Source organism: Methylobacterium sp. Leaf91, assembly GCF_001422815.1.
In the GTDB taxonomy this organism is placed as follows: domain Bacteria; phylum Pseudomonadota; class Alphaproteobacteria; order Rhizobiales; family Beijerinckiaceae; genus Methylobacterium.
The window spans coordinates 49,019-64,997 of record NZ_LMMP01000005.1 but is presented as its reverse complement, the minus strand read 5'-3'; the positions used below and the strand labels follow the sequence as shown (position 1 = coordinate 64,997).

Genomic DNA, 15,979 nt, shown 5'->3' with positions numbered 1-15,979 from the left:
GATGCGATTGCCCTGCCCGCACGATGCTGCGTGCCATCACCCGTATGATCCGTCGAGCAAAGAGCGGCCTGCGAAATCGCCTCGACAGAGACGGTGCGCCTTGAGATAACCCTTCCGCGCATGCCCCATGACAAGGCACGTTAAGCCATTGTCATCGCATTGTAATTTTCCGAAACGCGGCTTCGGCTCGATAGCCGGTTCCGTAAGGGGGAGACCAACCTTGGCGAAAGAAGAAGAGTCGCTCGCGGAGAAAACCTTCCTGGCTTTTCTCAGGAGTGGAGAGCGAGATGCGTTCCTCGCGCTCGAGGCCGAGCTGTTGGGCCAGTCGGTGGAAAAATGGGGGGCTCTCGTATCGGCCTACCGCGCTCTGCTGACGCTCGATGATATCGCAGCGGAGGCGAGACTCGACGAGCGGTTCCGTCCGAAGATCTGGTGGATGCGCAGTCCGTTTCCCGGAAATTTCGGCGATATCCTCACGCCTTACGTGCTGTGGCATGCTTTCGGCGTAATGCCCCGGTGGCACAATGCGAAGGAGGCGGATGGCCTCTGTATCGGAAGCACCGCCAAGTTCGCCCGTCCCGGCATGCACCTCTGGGGCACCGGCATGCCCCGCAGCACCGATACTCTCTGCCCGACCGCGATCTACTCGGCGGTGCGCGGACCTTTGTCCCGCGACGCCGTTCTGGCGGCAGGGGGGCAATGCCCCGAAATCTACGGCGATGCCGCCATCCTCCTGCCCGAGCTTTATGCGCCGGTGGTGGCGAAGACCCACAAGGTCGGCATCATCCCGCACGTGCTGCAGGAGAACCGTATCCGTGAGGCTCTCGAGGCGGTCGGCGCCGACCATGTCAAGGTCATCCCACTCCTGGGCGTGACGTTCGAGGATATCGAGCGGGTGGTCCGCGAGATCCTGTCCTGCGACGAGATCGTCACCACATCGTTGCACGGCCTCATCGTGGCCCATGCCTATGGTGTGCCCGCACAATCGGCGCGTCTGTCCGAGCCGAACGCCGAGGCGAAGGATTCCTTCAAGATGCGGGATTACAAGCAATCGGTGGGGCTCGCCCACGAAGCCCTCGAACTCCCGCGTCAGTTCAGCGACCTGTCATGGCTGGAGCGCCGCAGATGCGTGCTCCCGCCTTCCCCCCTCGACACGAAGCCGTTGCGCGCCGCCTTCCCGTTCCCCGTCCGGATCGAGGAGCCGCCGGCCGCACGAGGTTGAAACGCCTGCGAGACCTCTGCGGCGTCGACGAAAAAGGCTCCCGATGCGATCGCATCGGGAGCCTTTTGCAACGACCGGTCGGATTGTGCCGGGCCGGATTCAGGTCAACGCGACGGTGAAGGCCCCTTGGGTCTTCGACCGGATTTCATCCTCGGTGACACCGTCGGCGAGTTCGACCAGGACCATGCCGCCATCGCCCTTCTTGTCGATGGTGAAGACGCCGAGATCGGTGATCACCATGTCGACCACGGCGGTGCCGGTCAGGGGCAGGTCACAGGCAGTCAGGAGCTTCGGGCTTTCCGACCCATCCTTGCCTTTGGCGGTGTGCTCCATCACCACCACCACCTTCTTCACACCGGCGACGAGGTCCATGGCGCCGCCCATGCCCTTCACCATCTTGCCGGGGATCATCCAATTGGCGAGGTCGCCATTCTCGGCGACCTGCATGGCGCCGAGGATCGACAGGTTGATGTGCCCTCCCCGGACCATGCCGAAGGAATCGGAGGACGAGAAATAGCTCGTGGTCGGCAATTCGGTGATCGTCTGCTTGCCGGCATTGATGAGGTCGGGGTCTTCCTCCCCCTCGTAAGGGAAAGGCCCCATGCCGAGCATGCCGTTCTCGGATTGCAGCTGCACCGACATGCCCTCGGGGATGTAGTTCGAGACCAGGGTCGGGATGCCGATGCCGAGGTTCACGTAGTAGCCGTCGCGCAGCTCCTTGGCGGCGCGCGCAGCCATCTGTTCGCGGGTCCAGGCCATGGTGGTGTCTCCCTTGGATGTCAGATGGCAGCTGCGGAGGAATCGGCGGTCTCGCCACGCTTGCGCGTGGTGCGCTGCTCGATTCTCTTCTCGCGGATCGCCACGTGGATGATGCGCTTGACGAAGATGCCCGGCGTATGGATCGCGTCGCCGTCGATCTCGCCCGGCTGGACCAGATGCTCCACCTGGGCGACCGTCACCTTGGCGGCCGTGGCCATCATCGGATTGAAGTTGCGGGCGGTCTTCCGGTAGACGAGATTGCCTTCGGTATCGCCCTTCCAGGCATGGACGATGGCGAGATCGGCGAAGAGGCCGCGCTCCATCACGTAATTCTCGCCGTCGAACTCACGCACCTCCTTGCCCTCGGCGATGAGGGTGCCGACGCCTGTCTTGGTGAAGAAGGCCGGAATACCCGCCCCACCAGCGCGGATGCGCTCGGCCAGCGTGCCTTGCGGGTTGAACTCGATGGCGAGTTCGCCGCCGAGATACTGGCGGGCGAATTCCTTGTTCTCGCCGACATAGGACGAGATCATCTTGGCGATCTGGCGGGTCTGGAGCAGCTTGCCGAGGCCGACATTGTCGATGCCGGCATTGTTGGAGATGACGGTGAGGTCCTTGACCCCTGACGCCTGGATCGCATCGATCAGCTCGTCGGGGATGCCGCACAGGCCGAAGCCGCCGGCCATGATCGTCATGCCATCCTTGAGCAAGCCGGCGACCGCCTGCGTGGCGTCGGAATATACCTTCTTCATCTCAAGCCTTCCTCCCGGAATCCGGTCCTTGGCGCCGTTTCGGGCTGCCCTGCGAAACGCGAGCCAATCCCAACCCGCCGGCCCGGCTTAGGTCAGGCTCAGGTATACCAGGGGCTGGCCGTGTCCGTCTGCCTTGTCTCTGCGCCAGGATAAGGCGTTTCGGCAAGATCCTGCGAGGGAACAACGGGCCTGAAACGTGAGGGGTCGCGAAAGCTGTAGCAGAATGGGGTGCCCGGAGAAGCGCGGGACGGCTTGCCGGTGTCTGCTCCTGAATGCTCCACGGCAGAGGAATGATGCATGGCAGACAAATGCTTTCCCGCTCGTTATGGAGAGAGTGGGGGGTAGGTTTTTAGAAGATCGATCGCGGCGGCTCGGCGAGGCCGCGCGCGCAACCGCGTGTCGCGGTTTTGCTCCGATAGGGAGAGACATGTCGCTCCGTCGCCTCCTGCCGGCCCTCTGTATCGGCAGCCTCGTCCTTGCCCTGATCGCCGCCTGTCTGCCCTGGTCGGTCGCGTCCGCGCGCCTCACGCGGGGCGTCGGCAAGGCACTGGCGACCAATTACGGAATTGCGATGAAGGCCGAAGGATCGGCGGGCGTCGCGCTTCTGCCCATTCCCCGGCTCGATTTCGAGGGCGTCCGGCTCAGCGCAGGGACATTGGACGGGCCGCTCCTCGCCGATGGCGGATCGCTCACCCTCAAGCTCGGGATCCGTGCCCTTCTCGCCGGCCGCATCGAGATTGACACCCTCTCCCTCGAACGCACGACGATCACCCTCCCCCAGGATGACGGGGATTCGCGCTGGGTCGAGCCGCTCCGGCGCCTGAGAGCGCGCCTGACCCAGGGGGGCGTGTCGCGTCCGCGTCGTATCAGCCTCACCGACGCGACGCTGTCCGGCCGAGACCCCCGCGACGGCAGCGCCCAGACCGCCCGCGATGTCGATCTGGTTCTGGCCTGGCCATTCTGGTCGTCCCAGATGAACGCGGCGGGAAGCTTTATCTGGAACGACACGCCAACCCAATTTTCGCTCTCCGGTGTCAGGCTGGACGAGTTGTTCTCCGGCCGGGAATCGTCCTTTTCCGCCAGCGCGACCTGGCCCGCCGGCAATCTGGCGGCTGAGGGAAGCGGCAGCTTCGCGGATGGATTGTCGCTTCGTGGACAGGGCAGCCTGCAATCGCGCTCCCTGCGCGAGACCCTGACCTGGGCGGGGACGGATATCGCCCTGTCGCCGTTCCTCGATAGCCTGGCCATCGACGGAACGTTCGAAAGTTCGGGCCGGACCCTCCTTCTGCCATCCATGCGAATGCGGCTTGGCGACAACAGCCTCGAAGGCGCGGGATCGATCAGCTTCGCCGAGAGCCGTCCGGCCCTTCAGGCGACCTTGGCGGCCGAGAGCCTGAATCTCGCACCCGCTCTTGCCACCCTGATCCGGGTCTTCGGCCCGGACGAATCCTTGAACGCCAGCGGCTGGAGCCGGCAAAGTCTCGCGCTGCGCCCCTTCACCGGAGGGGACCTCGATCTGCGTCTCTCGGCCGGCACTGCCCGGCTCGGGCCGCTTGTGATGGAGGATCTCGCTTCCAGCCTTCTGGTCCGCGAGGGCAGCGTCGAAGGCTCTCTGGCTCGTGCCGTGGTCAGAGGCGGCATCGTCAAGGGACGGTTCGGCCTCACGACCTCCGCCACCGACCGCGGTGAGACGGAGTTGCGCGCCCAGGGTGCATTCGACCGGCTCGATCTCGGCGCCCTGCTGGTCGATTTCGGGCAGGAGGGCTGGCTTCTCGGAAACGCCCAGGGACAGTTCACGCTCGAGGGATCGGGCCGCACCGCGGCCAGCCTGATCGACCACCTCAACGGACGCTCGTCCCTCGCCATGGAGAACGGGACCCTCGCCGGGCTCGACCTTGCCGACGTGGTGCACCGCAATGGCGTCGCCGCCGACGGTGCCTTGGCCCGCCGGAACGCCCGCACCCCGTTCGACCGCGCGGGAATCTCCCTGCGCTTCGTCGATGGCGTCGGCGACATTGCCGATGGCATTTTGAAGACATCGTCGCTCACCGCCTCGTTACGGGGAACCTTGTCTCTACCGGAGCGGACCCTCGCTGCACGGGCGGAACTGTTGCCGCGAAGCCCAGCCGATCCCGCCCTGCGGCCGATGTCGCCGCCGAACCGCTCTTCGAGCCTGCCTCAGGGCACCCTCTTGGACATCGAAGGCCCATGGGACGCGGTCGCTGTTCGCACCATCCCGCGCGAGGGTGGTTCCGATCTCGACTCCCGCGGCGGCTCGATCCTGAATCTCGATGACATGCAGGGACCGAGGACGGGTGCGCTCGATCTACCGACCAGGGTGCGCGCCTACGTGCCCTGATTTCCTACGCCGCGGCGTCCGGTGAGAAACGAGGCCGCGAGGACGACGACGGTGACGCCGCCGACGAGGAGCGTCGACGCGGCGTTGATCTCAGGGTTCACGCCGAGGCGAACCTGGCTGTAGAGCCGCATGGGCAACGTCGTCGCCCCCGGGCCCGAAACGAAGCTCGCGATGACGAGGTCGTCCAGCGAGAGAGTGAAGGCGAGGAGGAAGGCCGCCACCAGGGACGGCGCGATCAGCGGCAGGGTGACGGTCGCGAAAACCCGAAAGGGGCCCGCCCCGAGATCCGCCGCTGCCTCTTCCAGGGAACCGTCGAGTCCCTTCAGACGCGCTCCGACCACCACTGCGACGAAGCCGAGGCCGAGGGTGGCGTGGGCGATGACCAGGGTCACGAGGCCGCGGTCGAGCCCGAGCCCGACGAAGAGGAGCAGGAGCGACAGGCCGGTGATCACCTCCGGCATCACCATGGGCGCGTAGACGAGGCCGGTGAAGCCGCCGCGTCCCGTAAAGCGTCCGCTGCGGTTGAGTGCCAGCGCCGCCAGCGTGCCGAGGAGTGTCGCCACGAGGGCGGCGAGTGAGGCCACTTTCAGCGAGACCAGGGCGGCGGCGATCAGTGGGCCGTCATTGACGAGCACCCCATACCAGCGCGTCGAGAATCCGCCCCAGACCGTCACGAGGGACGAGGCGTTGAACGAGAAGACGACGAGGACGGCGATCGGTGCGTAGAGGAAGACGAGGCCGAGCCCGAGGCTGAGTCGGTTGAGCACACTCACCGGCCGACGTCCTCCCGCTCGCGCTCCGCATCACGGAACAGCACGATCGGTCCGACGATGAGCACGAGCAGCAGCACCGCCACCGCCGAGGCGAGGGGCCAGTCGCGGTTTGAGAAGAACTCGCTCCACAGGACGCGGCCGAGCATCAGCGTATCGGAACCGCCCAGCAGGTCGGGGATGATGAACTCACCGACCATCGGGATGAAGCACAGGAGCGCACCCGCCGCGATACCGGGCCGGGCCAGCGGCAGCGTCACGGTCCAGAAGGCACGCGTCGGCGAGGCCCCGAGATCGGCGGCGGCTTCCGTCAAGGTCGGATCCAGGCGGGAAAGCACCGCATAGAGCGGCAGCACCATGAACGGCAGGTAGGCGTAGGTCAGGCCGATCATCACCGCGGCGGGTGTGTTCAGGATATCCAAGGGGCTGGCGATGAGGCCGGTCCAGATCAGTCCTGCATTCAGCAGGCCCTCGGGTTTCAGGATCGCGATCCAGGCATAGATGCGGATGAGAAAGCTCGTCCAGAACGGTACGATCACCAGCGCTACCAGAAGCGGCTGGAGCCGGGCCGGCGAGCGGGCGAGCGCATGGGCGATGGGCGTGCCGACGCTCACCAGGATGGCCGTCGCCATGCCGGCGTAGAGCAGGGATGAGAGGGCCGCGTCGCGATACAGGCTGTCGCCGGCAAGGGTCTCGAAATTGGCGAAATCCAGGGCTTCCAGGAACGCGCCCCATCCGTCGATACCCGCGCTCCAGTCGAGCACCGGCAGGTAGGGCGGCTGCGCCGTCGCCGGTAAGGAAAGGCTGATCTTGAGGGTGATGAGGCAGGGCAGCAGCACGAAGGCGGCCAGCCACAGATACGGAGCGACCGGGAGAAGTCGCTTCATCACGCCGCCATGACGGTCGCGGCATCCGGCGCGAAGGACAGGCGCACATGAGTCTCGCTGGCGATCCCGGTTCCGGCGGGTATGTTCGCGCGGATCGTGCTGCCATCCCGCATGCGGATGTCGAAGCGGATGTGGTCGCCGAGATAGATCGAGGCCTCAACCTGACCGTCGAGAGTATTGCGATCCCCGGCGGCCACCCCGTCGATGGTGGATGCCGCCAGACGCTCGGGGCGTAGGGCGATCACCGCGGGCGCACCGATGGAGGGGGCGCTCTCACCGGACGCGAAGATGGGCCCAAGGGCGGTCTCGACCCGCACCAGCGCGCCGTCGGCGTCCCGGACCGTCCCCGGGATGAGGTTCACGTCGCCGAGCAAGCCGGCGACGAAGCGGTTGACGGGCCGTTCGTAGAGCGTCTCGGACCGGCCGACCTGGACGAGGCGGCCCTTGTCCATCACGCCGATCCTGTCGGCGAGCGCCATGGCCTCCGACGGATCGTGGGTGACGATGACGAAGGCGGTGCCGAGGCGACGCTGGATCGCGCGCAACTCGCCTTGGGTCTGCTCGCGCAGGCCCCGGTCGAGCGCGCCGAGCGGCTCGTCGAGGAGGAGCACCTTCGGTTCGCGCGCCAGCGCCCGCGCGAGGGCGACGCGCTGGCGCTGGCCTCCGGACAAGGTCTCGGGACGCCGGTTCCCGAAATCCTCCAACTGTACCAGGCGCAGCAACTCCTCCACGCGGGCGGCGGCGGCCGAGCGGCGGAGGCCGTTCAGCCCGTAGGCGATGTTGCGGCTGACGCTGAGATGCGGGAACAGCGCATAGGACTGGAACATCATGTTCACCGGTCGCCTGTGCGGAGCGAGGCCGGTGAGATCGACGCCGTCGAGGCGGATTGCGCCACCTGTCGGCGTCTCGAATCCGGCGATCAGGCGCAGCAACGTGCTCTTGCCGCAGCCGGAGGGGCCTAGCAGGCAGAGAATTTCCCCGGCTGGCACAGCGAGCGAAAGATCTGCGACCGCAACTTGCGCGCCGAACGTCTTGGTCAGCCGTTCGAGGGTGAGGAACGGAGCCACAGTGTTCCGCGCCGTCAATTGTCCTCGCGCAAGGCTTCGGCGACCCGTGCCTCGAGCAGGTCCGGACGGCGGATGACCAGAGCGCCTCTGGTCCGGTCGATCAGGCCGTCCGCCGCCATCACGGTGAACTCACGGGTCACCTGCTCGCGCCGACAGCCGATGCGGGCGGCCAGCACATGGTGATAAGGCGGCGGCGTCACCACCCGTTCCCCGTCGCCGCCGGCGCGCGGCACGGACAGGCGCAACAACTCGGCATAGAGCCGGTGGCGCAGGTCGAGCAGCGCGTGTTCCATCAGCCGCGTGTTGAGCTCGCGCACGCGCTTGGCGAGAAGGCGGAACAGCCGGTCGGCAATGGCCTCCGAGGCGAAGATCATCTGCCGGAAGATCGGGGCCGGAACGACACAGACCTCGCCGCGGGTCAGGGCGGTGACGTTGGCCGAGCGGCCGATCCCGTCCAGAGCCGCGAGCTCACCGAAGAACGCGCCGCCCCGCATCTCGCCGAGGATCACTTCCTTGCCCGATTGAGAGCGATTCAGGATGCGGACCTCGCCGGAGGCGAGGAAATACACGTCGGTGGAGATGTCGTCGTAATCGACCAGGACTTCGTTCTCGTCGAACCGGCGCCAGTGGCAGCGGGTCTCATAGGTCGACAGCTCGATTCCCGGCTCCTTGAAGAAGGGGATTGTCGCCAGCCGTCCTGCAGTCACGGGTATCATCTCCTAAAGCGAGTGATCGTTAAGCTGCCGGTCCTGTGGGTCAACCCATTCCGTCGGACCATCCCTACCAAAAGTCGCGTGGTTGGATATTCCATTCATACCAAGTCTCGATGAGTCCGACCTATCGAGCGCCGGCATTGGCTGCGGCTTGGCCATCGGACAGGAGAATGAAAACCCTCATCGCGCGCAGTTTACCTGCCTTTGCAACTGATCTGGGTTAAGCTAAGCGCACGCACAGAATGAACCGCCTGTCGGATGACAATCCCGGTTGATCGCGCTGGGACCCGAGACATGCTGGTGAGCTCCGCGTCATCGACGGACGTTGAAGATTCAAACCATCTGCCGGGGCCATACGGGATTGGGCCGGGATTCACCGCGACGCCGCACGACGCCATAGCGATGTTCGCTGCCCCATCGATCGAGGCCGTGCGCGAGGTGGCGCTACCGGCCGCTCGCCCCCGGCAGGCGACGCTGTCCGCGAGCTTCTCTCTGACAGGTTACGGCCTGCATACCGGGCGTCGCGTCACGGTCACCGTCGCGCCCGCCCGTGACGACCACGGCATCGTCTTCCGGCGAAGCTTCAGGCGAGCGCGCACCGTCGATGTGCCAGCCTTATGGACCTTTCGCGAGACGCAGCCACTCTGCACCGCCTTGCGATCGTCCGAAGGACCGCTGGTCCGCACCGTGGAGCATCTCCTGGCCGCGCTCGCCGCGTATCGCATCGACAACGCGCTCGTTTGCCTCGACGCGGAGGAACTGCCGATCTTCGACGGCGGCGCCCTGCCCTGGTGCCAGGCGTTGCGTGCGAGTGGTCGGACCGAAAGCGACACGCCTTTGCGCAGCATCCGCGTGCTGCGGCCCGTCGAGGTCCGCCAGGATCACAGGACGTTGAGGATCGAGCCGGCCGACGCGCTTCATCTCTCTGGCCGTCTCGAACTCTCCGATTTCGATGCCATGCAATGGTCGGGCACGATCACGCCGGAGGTGTTTACTCAGCAATTGGCCCCGTCGCGCAGCTTCGGACGGGCCAAATGGGCGATTCCGGCCAAGATCTACGGCACGCTCCTGCGCAAGCCGCTGCTGCGGGGGGCGAACCTCTCCTCGACTGCCTGTATCGTCGGCGGGCGGATCATCGGCGGGATGACCGTGCCCGACGAACCGGTGCGTCACCGCATGCTCGACCTCGTCGGCGATCTCGCGTTGGCGGGACGGCCGATCCTCGGCCGTATCGAGGCGGCGCATACCGGGCATGAACTGAACCACGCCCTGGTCGTGGCCCTGATGAAGGATCCCGCCGCCTGGGAACTGGTCTGACGCGAATCCCGCGGGTGGGCTCAGCCGATCCCGGTCAAAGCCAGAACGAGGGCCAGGACGAGGGGGAGCGCCGCCCCGGCGATCACGGTCTGGGTCGCCGTGATCCCCGCCATCAAAGGTGCGTCTCCTCCGAGCTGGCGCGACATGATGTAGGACGATGACGCGGTCGGCAGGGTCTGGAACAGCAGGGCCGTCACCGCGGCGGGACCCTTGAGCCCCATGGCGAGGCAGGCGAGGATCGTGGCGGCCGGCATCAGCCCGAACTTGATCAGGGACGCCACCGCGACCGGCCTGATCCAGCTTCGCGCCGACCCGAAATCGAGGGCGGCGCCGACGCAGAGCAGGCCCAGCGGCAGCGAGGCCTGGCCTAAGGCCCGCAGCATCGGCTCGAGTCCCGGTGGCAGGCCGAGCCCCGAGGCCTGGAGTGCGATGCCGCCGAGGCTGCCGATGACAAGAGGGTTGAGGACGATCTGCCGTGCGAGGCCGAGGGCCGAAGGCCTCCCTGCCGTGCCGAAACGGGCGAAGATCAGCACGCAGAGGACATTGACCGTCGGGACGATCGCGGCATTCGCCACCGCCGCCAGTGCGATGCCCTGAGCGCCGTAGAGACCGGCCGCCGCCGAAACTCCCACGTAGTTGTTGAAGCGGATCCCACCCTGGAACACCGAGGTGAAGGCCGGTCCGCCAAAGCCGAGGCGTGGTCCGGCCGCCAGCGTCAGACCCGCCACCGCCAGGGTCGAGAGAACCAGGACCAGGGCGAGCGCACCGACGGGGACATCGGCGAGTTGCGCGGTGGCGAGGCTGTCCAGAAGAAGGCTCGGCAGCAGGACGTAATAAGCAAGGCGTTCGGCCTGCGGCCAGAAGCTTTCGGCGAGGAAGCCGAGGCGGCGCAGGGCCGCGCCGAACCCAATCAGGAGAGCAATCGGCAAGAGGGCAGCGAGAAGCGTCAGCGTCATGGCCGCCCGATTACAACGCTCTGCCTCCGCCGGATACGGCACCCCCCTGCCCGTCCCTTGGCGACGCTCCCCTTGCAACCCTCGCCTTGCGCCGCCAGAAGCCTTCCATGCTCCGCGTCAACGACCTCACCTACCGCATCGGCGAACGTCTGATCCTCGACGGCGCCACTTTCGTCATTCCGGACCGGGCCCGCGTCGGGCTCGTGGGCCGCAACGGCGCGGGCAAGACGACGCTGTTCAAGGCGATCCTCGGTGAGTTGCCCACCGAGGGCGGCACCGTATCGATGCCCAAGGGCATGCGCATCGGCGCCGTGGCGCAGGAAGCTCCGGCCGGCCCTGAAACGCTGCATTCCGTCGTGCTCGCCGCCGATACCGAGCGGGCGCGCCTGATGGCCGAAGCTGAGCACGCCGACGGCCTGCGCCGGGCCGAGATCGAGACCCGGCTCGTGGATATCGAGGCGCATTCTGCGCCCGCTCGCGCCGCCGCCATCCTGCACGGCCTCGGCTTCGATGCTGAGGCGCAGGGGCGGCCATGTTCCGACTTCTCGGGTGGATGGCGCATGCGTGTGGCGCTGGCCGCTGTGCTGTTCTCCGAACCCGACCTGCTGCTCCTCGACGAGCCCACCAACTACCTCGATATCGAGGGGACGATCTGGCTCTACGACTACCTGGAGCGTTATCCGCGCACCGCCGTGATCATCTCCCACGACCGCGACCTGCTCGACGAATGCGTCGACCACATCCTGCATCTCGATCGCGGCAAGCTCAGCATCTACCGGGGCGGCTATACCTCCTTCGCCCGGCAGGTCGCCGAGAAGCGCGTGCTCCAGTCGAAGGCGAAGGCCAAGCAGGATGCGGAGCGGGCGCATCTCCAGAGCTTCGTCGACCGATTCAAGGCCAAGGCCACGAAAGCGCGCCAGGCCCAGTCCCGCGTCAAGCGTCTCGCCAAGATGGAGATCATTGCCTCGGTGATCGAGGACGACGTGCCGGCCTTCCGCCTGCCGAGCCCGGAGCGTCCGCTCTCGCCGCCCATCGTCGCCATGGAGCGGGTACAGGCGGGCTACCCGGACCGGATCGTGCTCTCGGGGCTCAACCTGTCGCTGGCCCCTGATGACCGGGTCGCGCTGCTGGGCGCCAACGGCAACGGCAAGTCCACCTTCTGCAAGCTCATCGGCGGGCGCCTGCCCCCTTTGAGCGGCGAGATGCGGCGTTCGGGCAAGATGGAGGTGGCGTATTTCGCCCAGCACCAGCTCGACGAATTGCGGCCCGCCGAGAGCGCCTACGCCCATGTCCGCGACCTGATGCCGGACGTGCCGGAATCGAAGGCGCGCGCTGCCGCCGCCCGCCTCGGTTTCTCGGGTGCGAAATCCGAGACGCCGGTCTCGCAGCTCTCGGGCGGTGAGAAGGCGCGCCTGCTCATGGGGCTGGCGGCGTTCAAGGGGCCGCATCTCCTCATCCTCGACGAGCCCACCAACCACCTCGATATCGAGAGCCGGCAGGCCCTGGTGGAAGCGATCAACGACTACGAGGGGGCGGTCATCTTGGTGAGCCACGACCGCTTCCTAGTGGAGGCCTGCGCCGACCGGCTCTGGCTCGTAGCGAACGGCAGCGTGAAGGCCTTCGACGGCGACATGGACGATTATCGCCGCTTCGTCCTCGCGGGTCCCGAACGCGAGGCGGAGAAGGGCGCGTCCGAGGCCGCCGGCGGAGTGAAGGCACTGGAGCGCCGCTCCAACGCCGACCGCCGCGTGGCTTTGGCCCCCCTGCGCAAGAAGCTGGAGGGCGTCGAGGCGCGGATGAAGAAGCTCACCGACGCCATGACCAAGATCGACGCGGCGCTCGCCGACGGCACCGCCTTCCAGACCAATGCCGCCAAGGCCGGAGAACTCGCAAAGATGCGCTCCGACGCCGCCGCCGCGCTGGAGGCGGCCGAGGAGGAATGGCTGGAGCTCAGCGGCGAGATCGAGGGCGCGACGGCGTGATGCGTCCGGCGGCCGGGATCAACCGGCGCCGCCTCGCGTTTCCCGCACCCGATCCATCACGCGGACGACCCTATGCCCGACCTGATCCGGCGCGATCGATCCCTGCCCCTCGCCGCCAAGCTCGCGTTGCTACCTCTCGGTGCTGCCGGCGCGTGGATCGCCTATAGCCGTTTCGGGATCGACCACCACCAGACGCTCCACCCGGCCCTGCCCGGCCGGCATGAATGCCTCGAGACGCCGGCCGGTGGGATCGGCCTATATGGGAGCGCGTCCGCGCCCGGCGTCCCGCTGCTGCTGATCCACTCGGTGAACGCGGCGGCCAATGCCTACGAGGTTCGCCCGCTCTACCGGCACTACGCGGGGAGCCGTCCGGTCTACGCGCTCGACCTGCCGGGGTTCGGTTTTTCCGAGCGCAGCGACCGGGTCTACACCCCACGCCTGATGTCCGATGCGATCCGGGCCGTCACCGCCGAGATCCGACATCGGCATGGTGGCGGGGAGATCGATGCCGTCGCCCTGTCCTTGTCTTGCGAGTATCTCGCCGCTGCCGCTCTCGAGGAACCGGGCGCCTATCGCAGTCTCGGCCTGATCAGTCCGACCGGCTTCGATGCCCGTTTCGTCGGCCGGCACCGCGACCGGACCCGGCACGGTGGGGCCGTCGCCCGCACCATGCTGAACGCCCCGCTCTGGGGGGAGCCGCTGTTCGATCTCCTGGTGAGCCGGCCGAGCATGCGCTTCTTCCTGGAAAAGACCTGGGGTTCGAAGGACATCGACGAGGGTCTGCTCGCCTACGACTACGCCTCCGCCCATCGTCCCGGCGCCCGGCATGCGCCGTTCTCGTTCCTGTCCGGGGCCTTGTTTCCCGATGCGCCGGGGCGGTTCTACGAGGCGCTCACCCTCCCGGTCTGGATGATCCACGGGGTGCGCGGCGATTTTGTCGATTACCGCCATGCCGACCGTGTCGCCGGCCGTCCGAACTGGACCGTCGACGTCCTGCCCACCGGGGCCTTCCCGCATTTCGAGGATCTGGCGGCGGTGACGCGGCATTACGATGCGTTCCTGGCCGACCGCGATGGGTGAGGCCGGGGCTGGTCGGGCATCGACGGGCAGGGTACGTCCGGTATGACCCGTGAACTCATCCCCGGTAAGCCGATGCCCGACCTGACCCTCGCCGCCGCCCAGACCATCGTCGCCACCGCCCTTAAGACGGCCCGCTCGCACAGCCTGAAGCCCCTCGCGGTGGTGGTCTACGATGCGCGTGGAGCCCTGAAGGCGCTGGGCGCCGAAGACGGGACGTCGCTGCGCCGGGCGGAGGTCGCCATGGGCAAGGCCAATGGCTGCCTGGCGCTCGGCCTCGGCGGGCGCGCGATCCACAAACGGGCAGAGGAGCAGGCCTATTTCGTGGCGGCCGTGAGCCATCTCGTCGGTCCGGCCGCGCTCGTGCCGGTGCCGGGCGGTGTCCTGATCCGCGATGGCGATGCGGTCATCGGCGCCGTGGGCATCTCGGGCGATACCTCCGACAACGACGAACTCTGCGCGCTCGCCGGGATCGAAGCCGCTGGATTCACCGCGCAGACCGGCGCCTGAGCGCCGCCATGCGCCCCGACCGCCGGGCCTGCCTCCTCGGTGGCGGTGCTCTGCTCGTGGCTGGAACAAGCTCGGCGCGCGCGACCGGCGGGCCGGTCTACCGGCGCGGTAACGATGCCGATCCGGAAACCCTCGATCCGCACAAATCCTCCACCGTCGCGGAGGCGCATATCCTGCGCGACCTCTACGAGGGGCTGCTGACCTACGACAATCACGGCGCCATCATCCCGGGTGCGGCGACGCATTGGACTGTCTCGGATGACGCCCTGACCTACACGTTTCATCTGCGCGAGGACGGGCGCTGGTCGAACGGCGATCCGGTCGTGGCGGCGGATTTCGTCTTCGGCCTGCGCCGGATCCTGCACCCCGCGACGGCGGCGAAATATGCCGAAGTGCTGTATCCGCTGATGAACGCCCGCGCCGTGAACCAGGGCGAGGCTGCGCCGGAGAGCCTCGGCGTGACGGCGCCGGATGCGCGGACCCTCGTCATCACCCTCGACCGGCCGACGCCCTACCTCCTCGAACTCCTCACTCACCAGACCTCGCTGCCGGTGCATCCGCCTTCCGTCTCGCGCTTCGGCGATGCCTTCACCCGGCCGGGCAACCTCGTCAGCAACGGTGCCTACGCCCTCGTCGATTGGGTGCCGAACGACCGTATCACATTGACACGCAACCGCTTTTTCCATGCGGCGGCCGGCGTCTCGATCGAGACGGTGGCCTTCCTGCCGACACCGGATCTCTCCAGCGCGGTCCGCCGCTACGCCGCCGGCGAGATCGAGTCCCTCGCCGACCTGCCGGGCGATCAGATGGCCTCGCTGAAGGCGCGGTTCGGCGGTCAGGTCGTCCTCGGTCCGTCGCTCGGGCTCTATGCCCTGGCCGTCAATATCCGGAAGCCCCCGTTCGACGACGTCCGGGTGCGACAGGCCTTATCCCTTGTGATCGATCGTGAATTCCTGGCCGAGAGGCTGTGGGGCGAGACCATGGCACCGGCCTATTCCCTGTGCCCGCCGGGCCTCGACAATTACCGCACGCCGCCGGAACTCGCCGGGCGGAACGCCATGCCCATCGACCGTGAGGAGGAGGCACGGTCACTCCTCGCCGCGGCCGGCTTTGGGCCCGGCGGCAAGCCCCTCCGGGTCGAGTATCGCTTCAACAGCACCGACAACAACCGCAACGCGGCGGTCGCTCTCACCGACATGTGGCGGGGCATCGGCGTCGAGACGCGCCTCGTCTATACCGATGCCAAAACCCATTTCGCCCACCTGCGCGACGGCGGCGATTTCGATGTCGCCCGCATGTCCTGGGTCGCCGATTACTCCGATCCGCAGAATTTCCTGTTCCTGCTGGAGACCGGCAATGACGGGCTCAACCCCGGTCGTTACAGCAATCCGGCCTATGACGGGCTGATGCGCGAGGCGGCCGCCGAGCGGGATCTCGCCAGGCGGGCCGACCTCCTGTTCCGGGCCGAGGCGATCATCCTCGACGAGTTGCCGTGGATCCCGGTGCTCCACACCCGGTCGAAGGCACTGATCTCGGCCCGTCTCACCGGCTATCACCCGAACCCGCGCAACGCGTCGCCGACGCGTTTCCTGAAGCTCGACGCGTGAC

The 15,979-nt window shown here is 67.1% G+C and carries 14 protein-coding genes; 7 read left to right on the top strand and 7 right to left on the bottom strand.

Annotated features, from left to right (window positions below; genetic code table 11):
- Nucleotides 1-220: 220 nt before the first annotated feature.
- Nucleotides 221-1,222: a polysaccharide pyruvyl transferase family protein gene (locus ASF32_RS06510; RefSeq protein ID WP_056425177.1), complete on the top strand. Its 1,002-nt coding sequence runs from the start codon at nt 221-223 to the stop codon at nt 1,220-1,222.
- A 99-nt stretch (nt 1,223-1,321) separates the two neighbouring features.
- On the opposite strand, the gene ASF32_RS06505 is transcribed toward ASF32_RS06510, so the two are convergent.
- Both ASF32_RS06505 and ASF32_RS06500 read right to left on the bottom strand, forming a co-directional pair.
- On the bottom strand, nt 1,322-1,981 hold the full coding sequence (locus ASF32_RS06505; protein WP_056425174.1) for a 3-oxoacid CoA-transferase subunit B: 660 nt from the start codon (nt 1,979-1,981) through the stop codon (nt 1,322-1,324).
- 20 nt (nt 1,982-2,001) lie between these two features.
- Nucleotides 2,002-2,733: a CoA transferase subunit A gene (locus tag ASF32_RS06500; RefSeq protein WP_056425171.1), complete on the bottom strand. Its 732-nt coding sequence runs from the start codon at nt 2,731-2,733 to the stop codon at nt 2,002-2,004.
- A gap of 427 nt (nt 2,734-3,160) precedes the next feature.
- On the opposite strand from ASF32_RS06500, the gene ASF32_RS06495 reads away from it, so the two are divergent.
- Nucleotides 3,161-5,092, top strand: coding sequence for an AsmA family protein (locus ASF32_RS06495; RefSeq protein WP_056425170.1), 1,932 nt, complete (start codon nt 3,161-3,163; stop codon nt 5,090-5,092).
- Here the strand turns inward: ASF32_RS06495 and ASF32_RS06490 are convergent.
- Genes ASF32_RS06490 through ASF32_RS06475 form a run of 4 tightly spaced genes read right to left on the bottom strand, consistent with a single transcriptional unit; the run spans nt 5,080 to nt 8,532 of the window.
- Nucleotides 5,080-5,865: an ABC transporter permease subunit gene (locus ASF32_RS06490; RefSeq protein WP_056425168.1), complete on the bottom strand. Its 786-nt coding sequence runs from the start codon at nt 5,863-5,865 to the stop codon at nt 5,080-5,082. The genes ASF32_RS06495 and ASF32_RS06490 overlap by 13 nt on opposite strands.
- Nucleotides 5,862-6,749 (bottom strand): ABC transporter permease subunit, encoded by an 888-nt coding sequence (locus ASF32_RS06485; RefSeq protein ID WP_056425166.1) that lies wholly within the window; start codon nt 6,747-6,749, stop codon nt 5,862-5,864. Before ASF32_RS06485 ends, ASF32_RS06490 begins: the two co-directional genes overlap by 4 nt.
- The gene (locus tag ASF32_RS26955; protein ID WP_056425164.1) at nt 6,749-7,834 is read right to left on the bottom strand and encodes an ABC transporter ATP-binding protein; all 1,086 of its coding nucleotides are present in this window, start codon (nt 7,832-7,834) and stop codon (nt 6,749-6,751) included. Before ASF32_RS26955 ends, ASF32_RS06485 begins: the two co-directional genes overlap by 1 nt.
- A complete protein-coding gene (locus ASF32_RS06475; RefSeq protein ID WP_056425160.1) occupies nt 7,831-8,532 on the bottom strand; it encodes a Crp/Fnr family transcriptional regulator in 702 nt (233 codons plus the stop codon). The genes ASF32_RS26955 and ASF32_RS06475 overlap by 4 nt, the downstream gene beginning before the upstream one ends.
- 399 nt (nt 8,533-8,931) lie before the next feature.
- Between ASF32_RS06475 and ASF32_RS06470 the strand changes: the two genes are divergently transcribed.
- Nucleotides 8,932-9,846, top strand: coding sequence for a UDP-3-O-acyl-N-acetylglucosamine deacetylase (locus ASF32_RS06470; RefSeq protein ID WP_056425157.1), 915 nt, complete (start codon nt 8,932-8,934; stop codon nt 9,844-9,846).
- A gap of 20 nt (nt 9,847-9,866) precedes the next feature.
- Here the strand turns inward: ASF32_RS06470 and ASF32_RS06465 are convergent, their stop codons facing one another.
- Entirely contained in the window at nt 9,867-10,802 is a 936-nt protein-coding gene (locus ASF32_RS06465) for an AEC family transporter (protein WP_056425153.1), read from the bottom strand.
- Between the two features lie 107 nt (nt 10,803-10,909).
- On the opposite strand from ASF32_RS06465, the gene ASF32_RS06460 reads away from it, so the two are divergent.
- The 4 genes from ASF32_RS06460 to ASF32_RS06445 all read left to right on the top strand — a co-directional run bounded on the left by ASF32_RS06460 (nt 10,910) and on the right by ASF32_RS06445 (nt 15,978).
- Nucleotides 10,910-12,784 carry an ABC-F family ATP-binding cassette domain-containing protein gene (locus ASF32_RS06460; protein WP_056425150.1) on the top strand — a complete coding sequence of 625 codons (1,875 nt, stop codon included), beginning with the start codon at nt 10,910-10,912 and terminating at the stop codon, nt 12,782-12,784.
- Between the two features lie 72 nt (nt 12,785-12,856).
- Complete coding sequence (locus ASF32_RS06455; RefSeq protein ID WP_056425147.1) at nt 12,857-13,864, top strand: alpha/beta hydrolase; 1,008 nt, start codon at nt 12,857-12,859, stop codon at nt 13,862-13,864.
- A 72-nt stretch (nt 13,865-13,936) separates the two neighbouring features.
- Nucleotides 13,937-14,371, top strand: a complete 435-nt coding sequence (locus ASF32_RS06450) for a heme-binding protein (protein WP_056425465.1) — start codon at nt 13,937-13,939, stop codon at nt 14,369-14,371.
- 8 nt (nt 14,372-14,379) lie between these two features.
- A complete protein-coding gene (locus tag ASF32_RS06445; RefSeq protein ID WP_056425145.1) occupies nt 14,380-15,978 on the top strand; it encodes a peptide ABC transporter substrate-binding protein in 1,599 nt (532 codons plus the stop codon).
- Nucleotide 15,979: the final 1 nt, after the last annotated feature.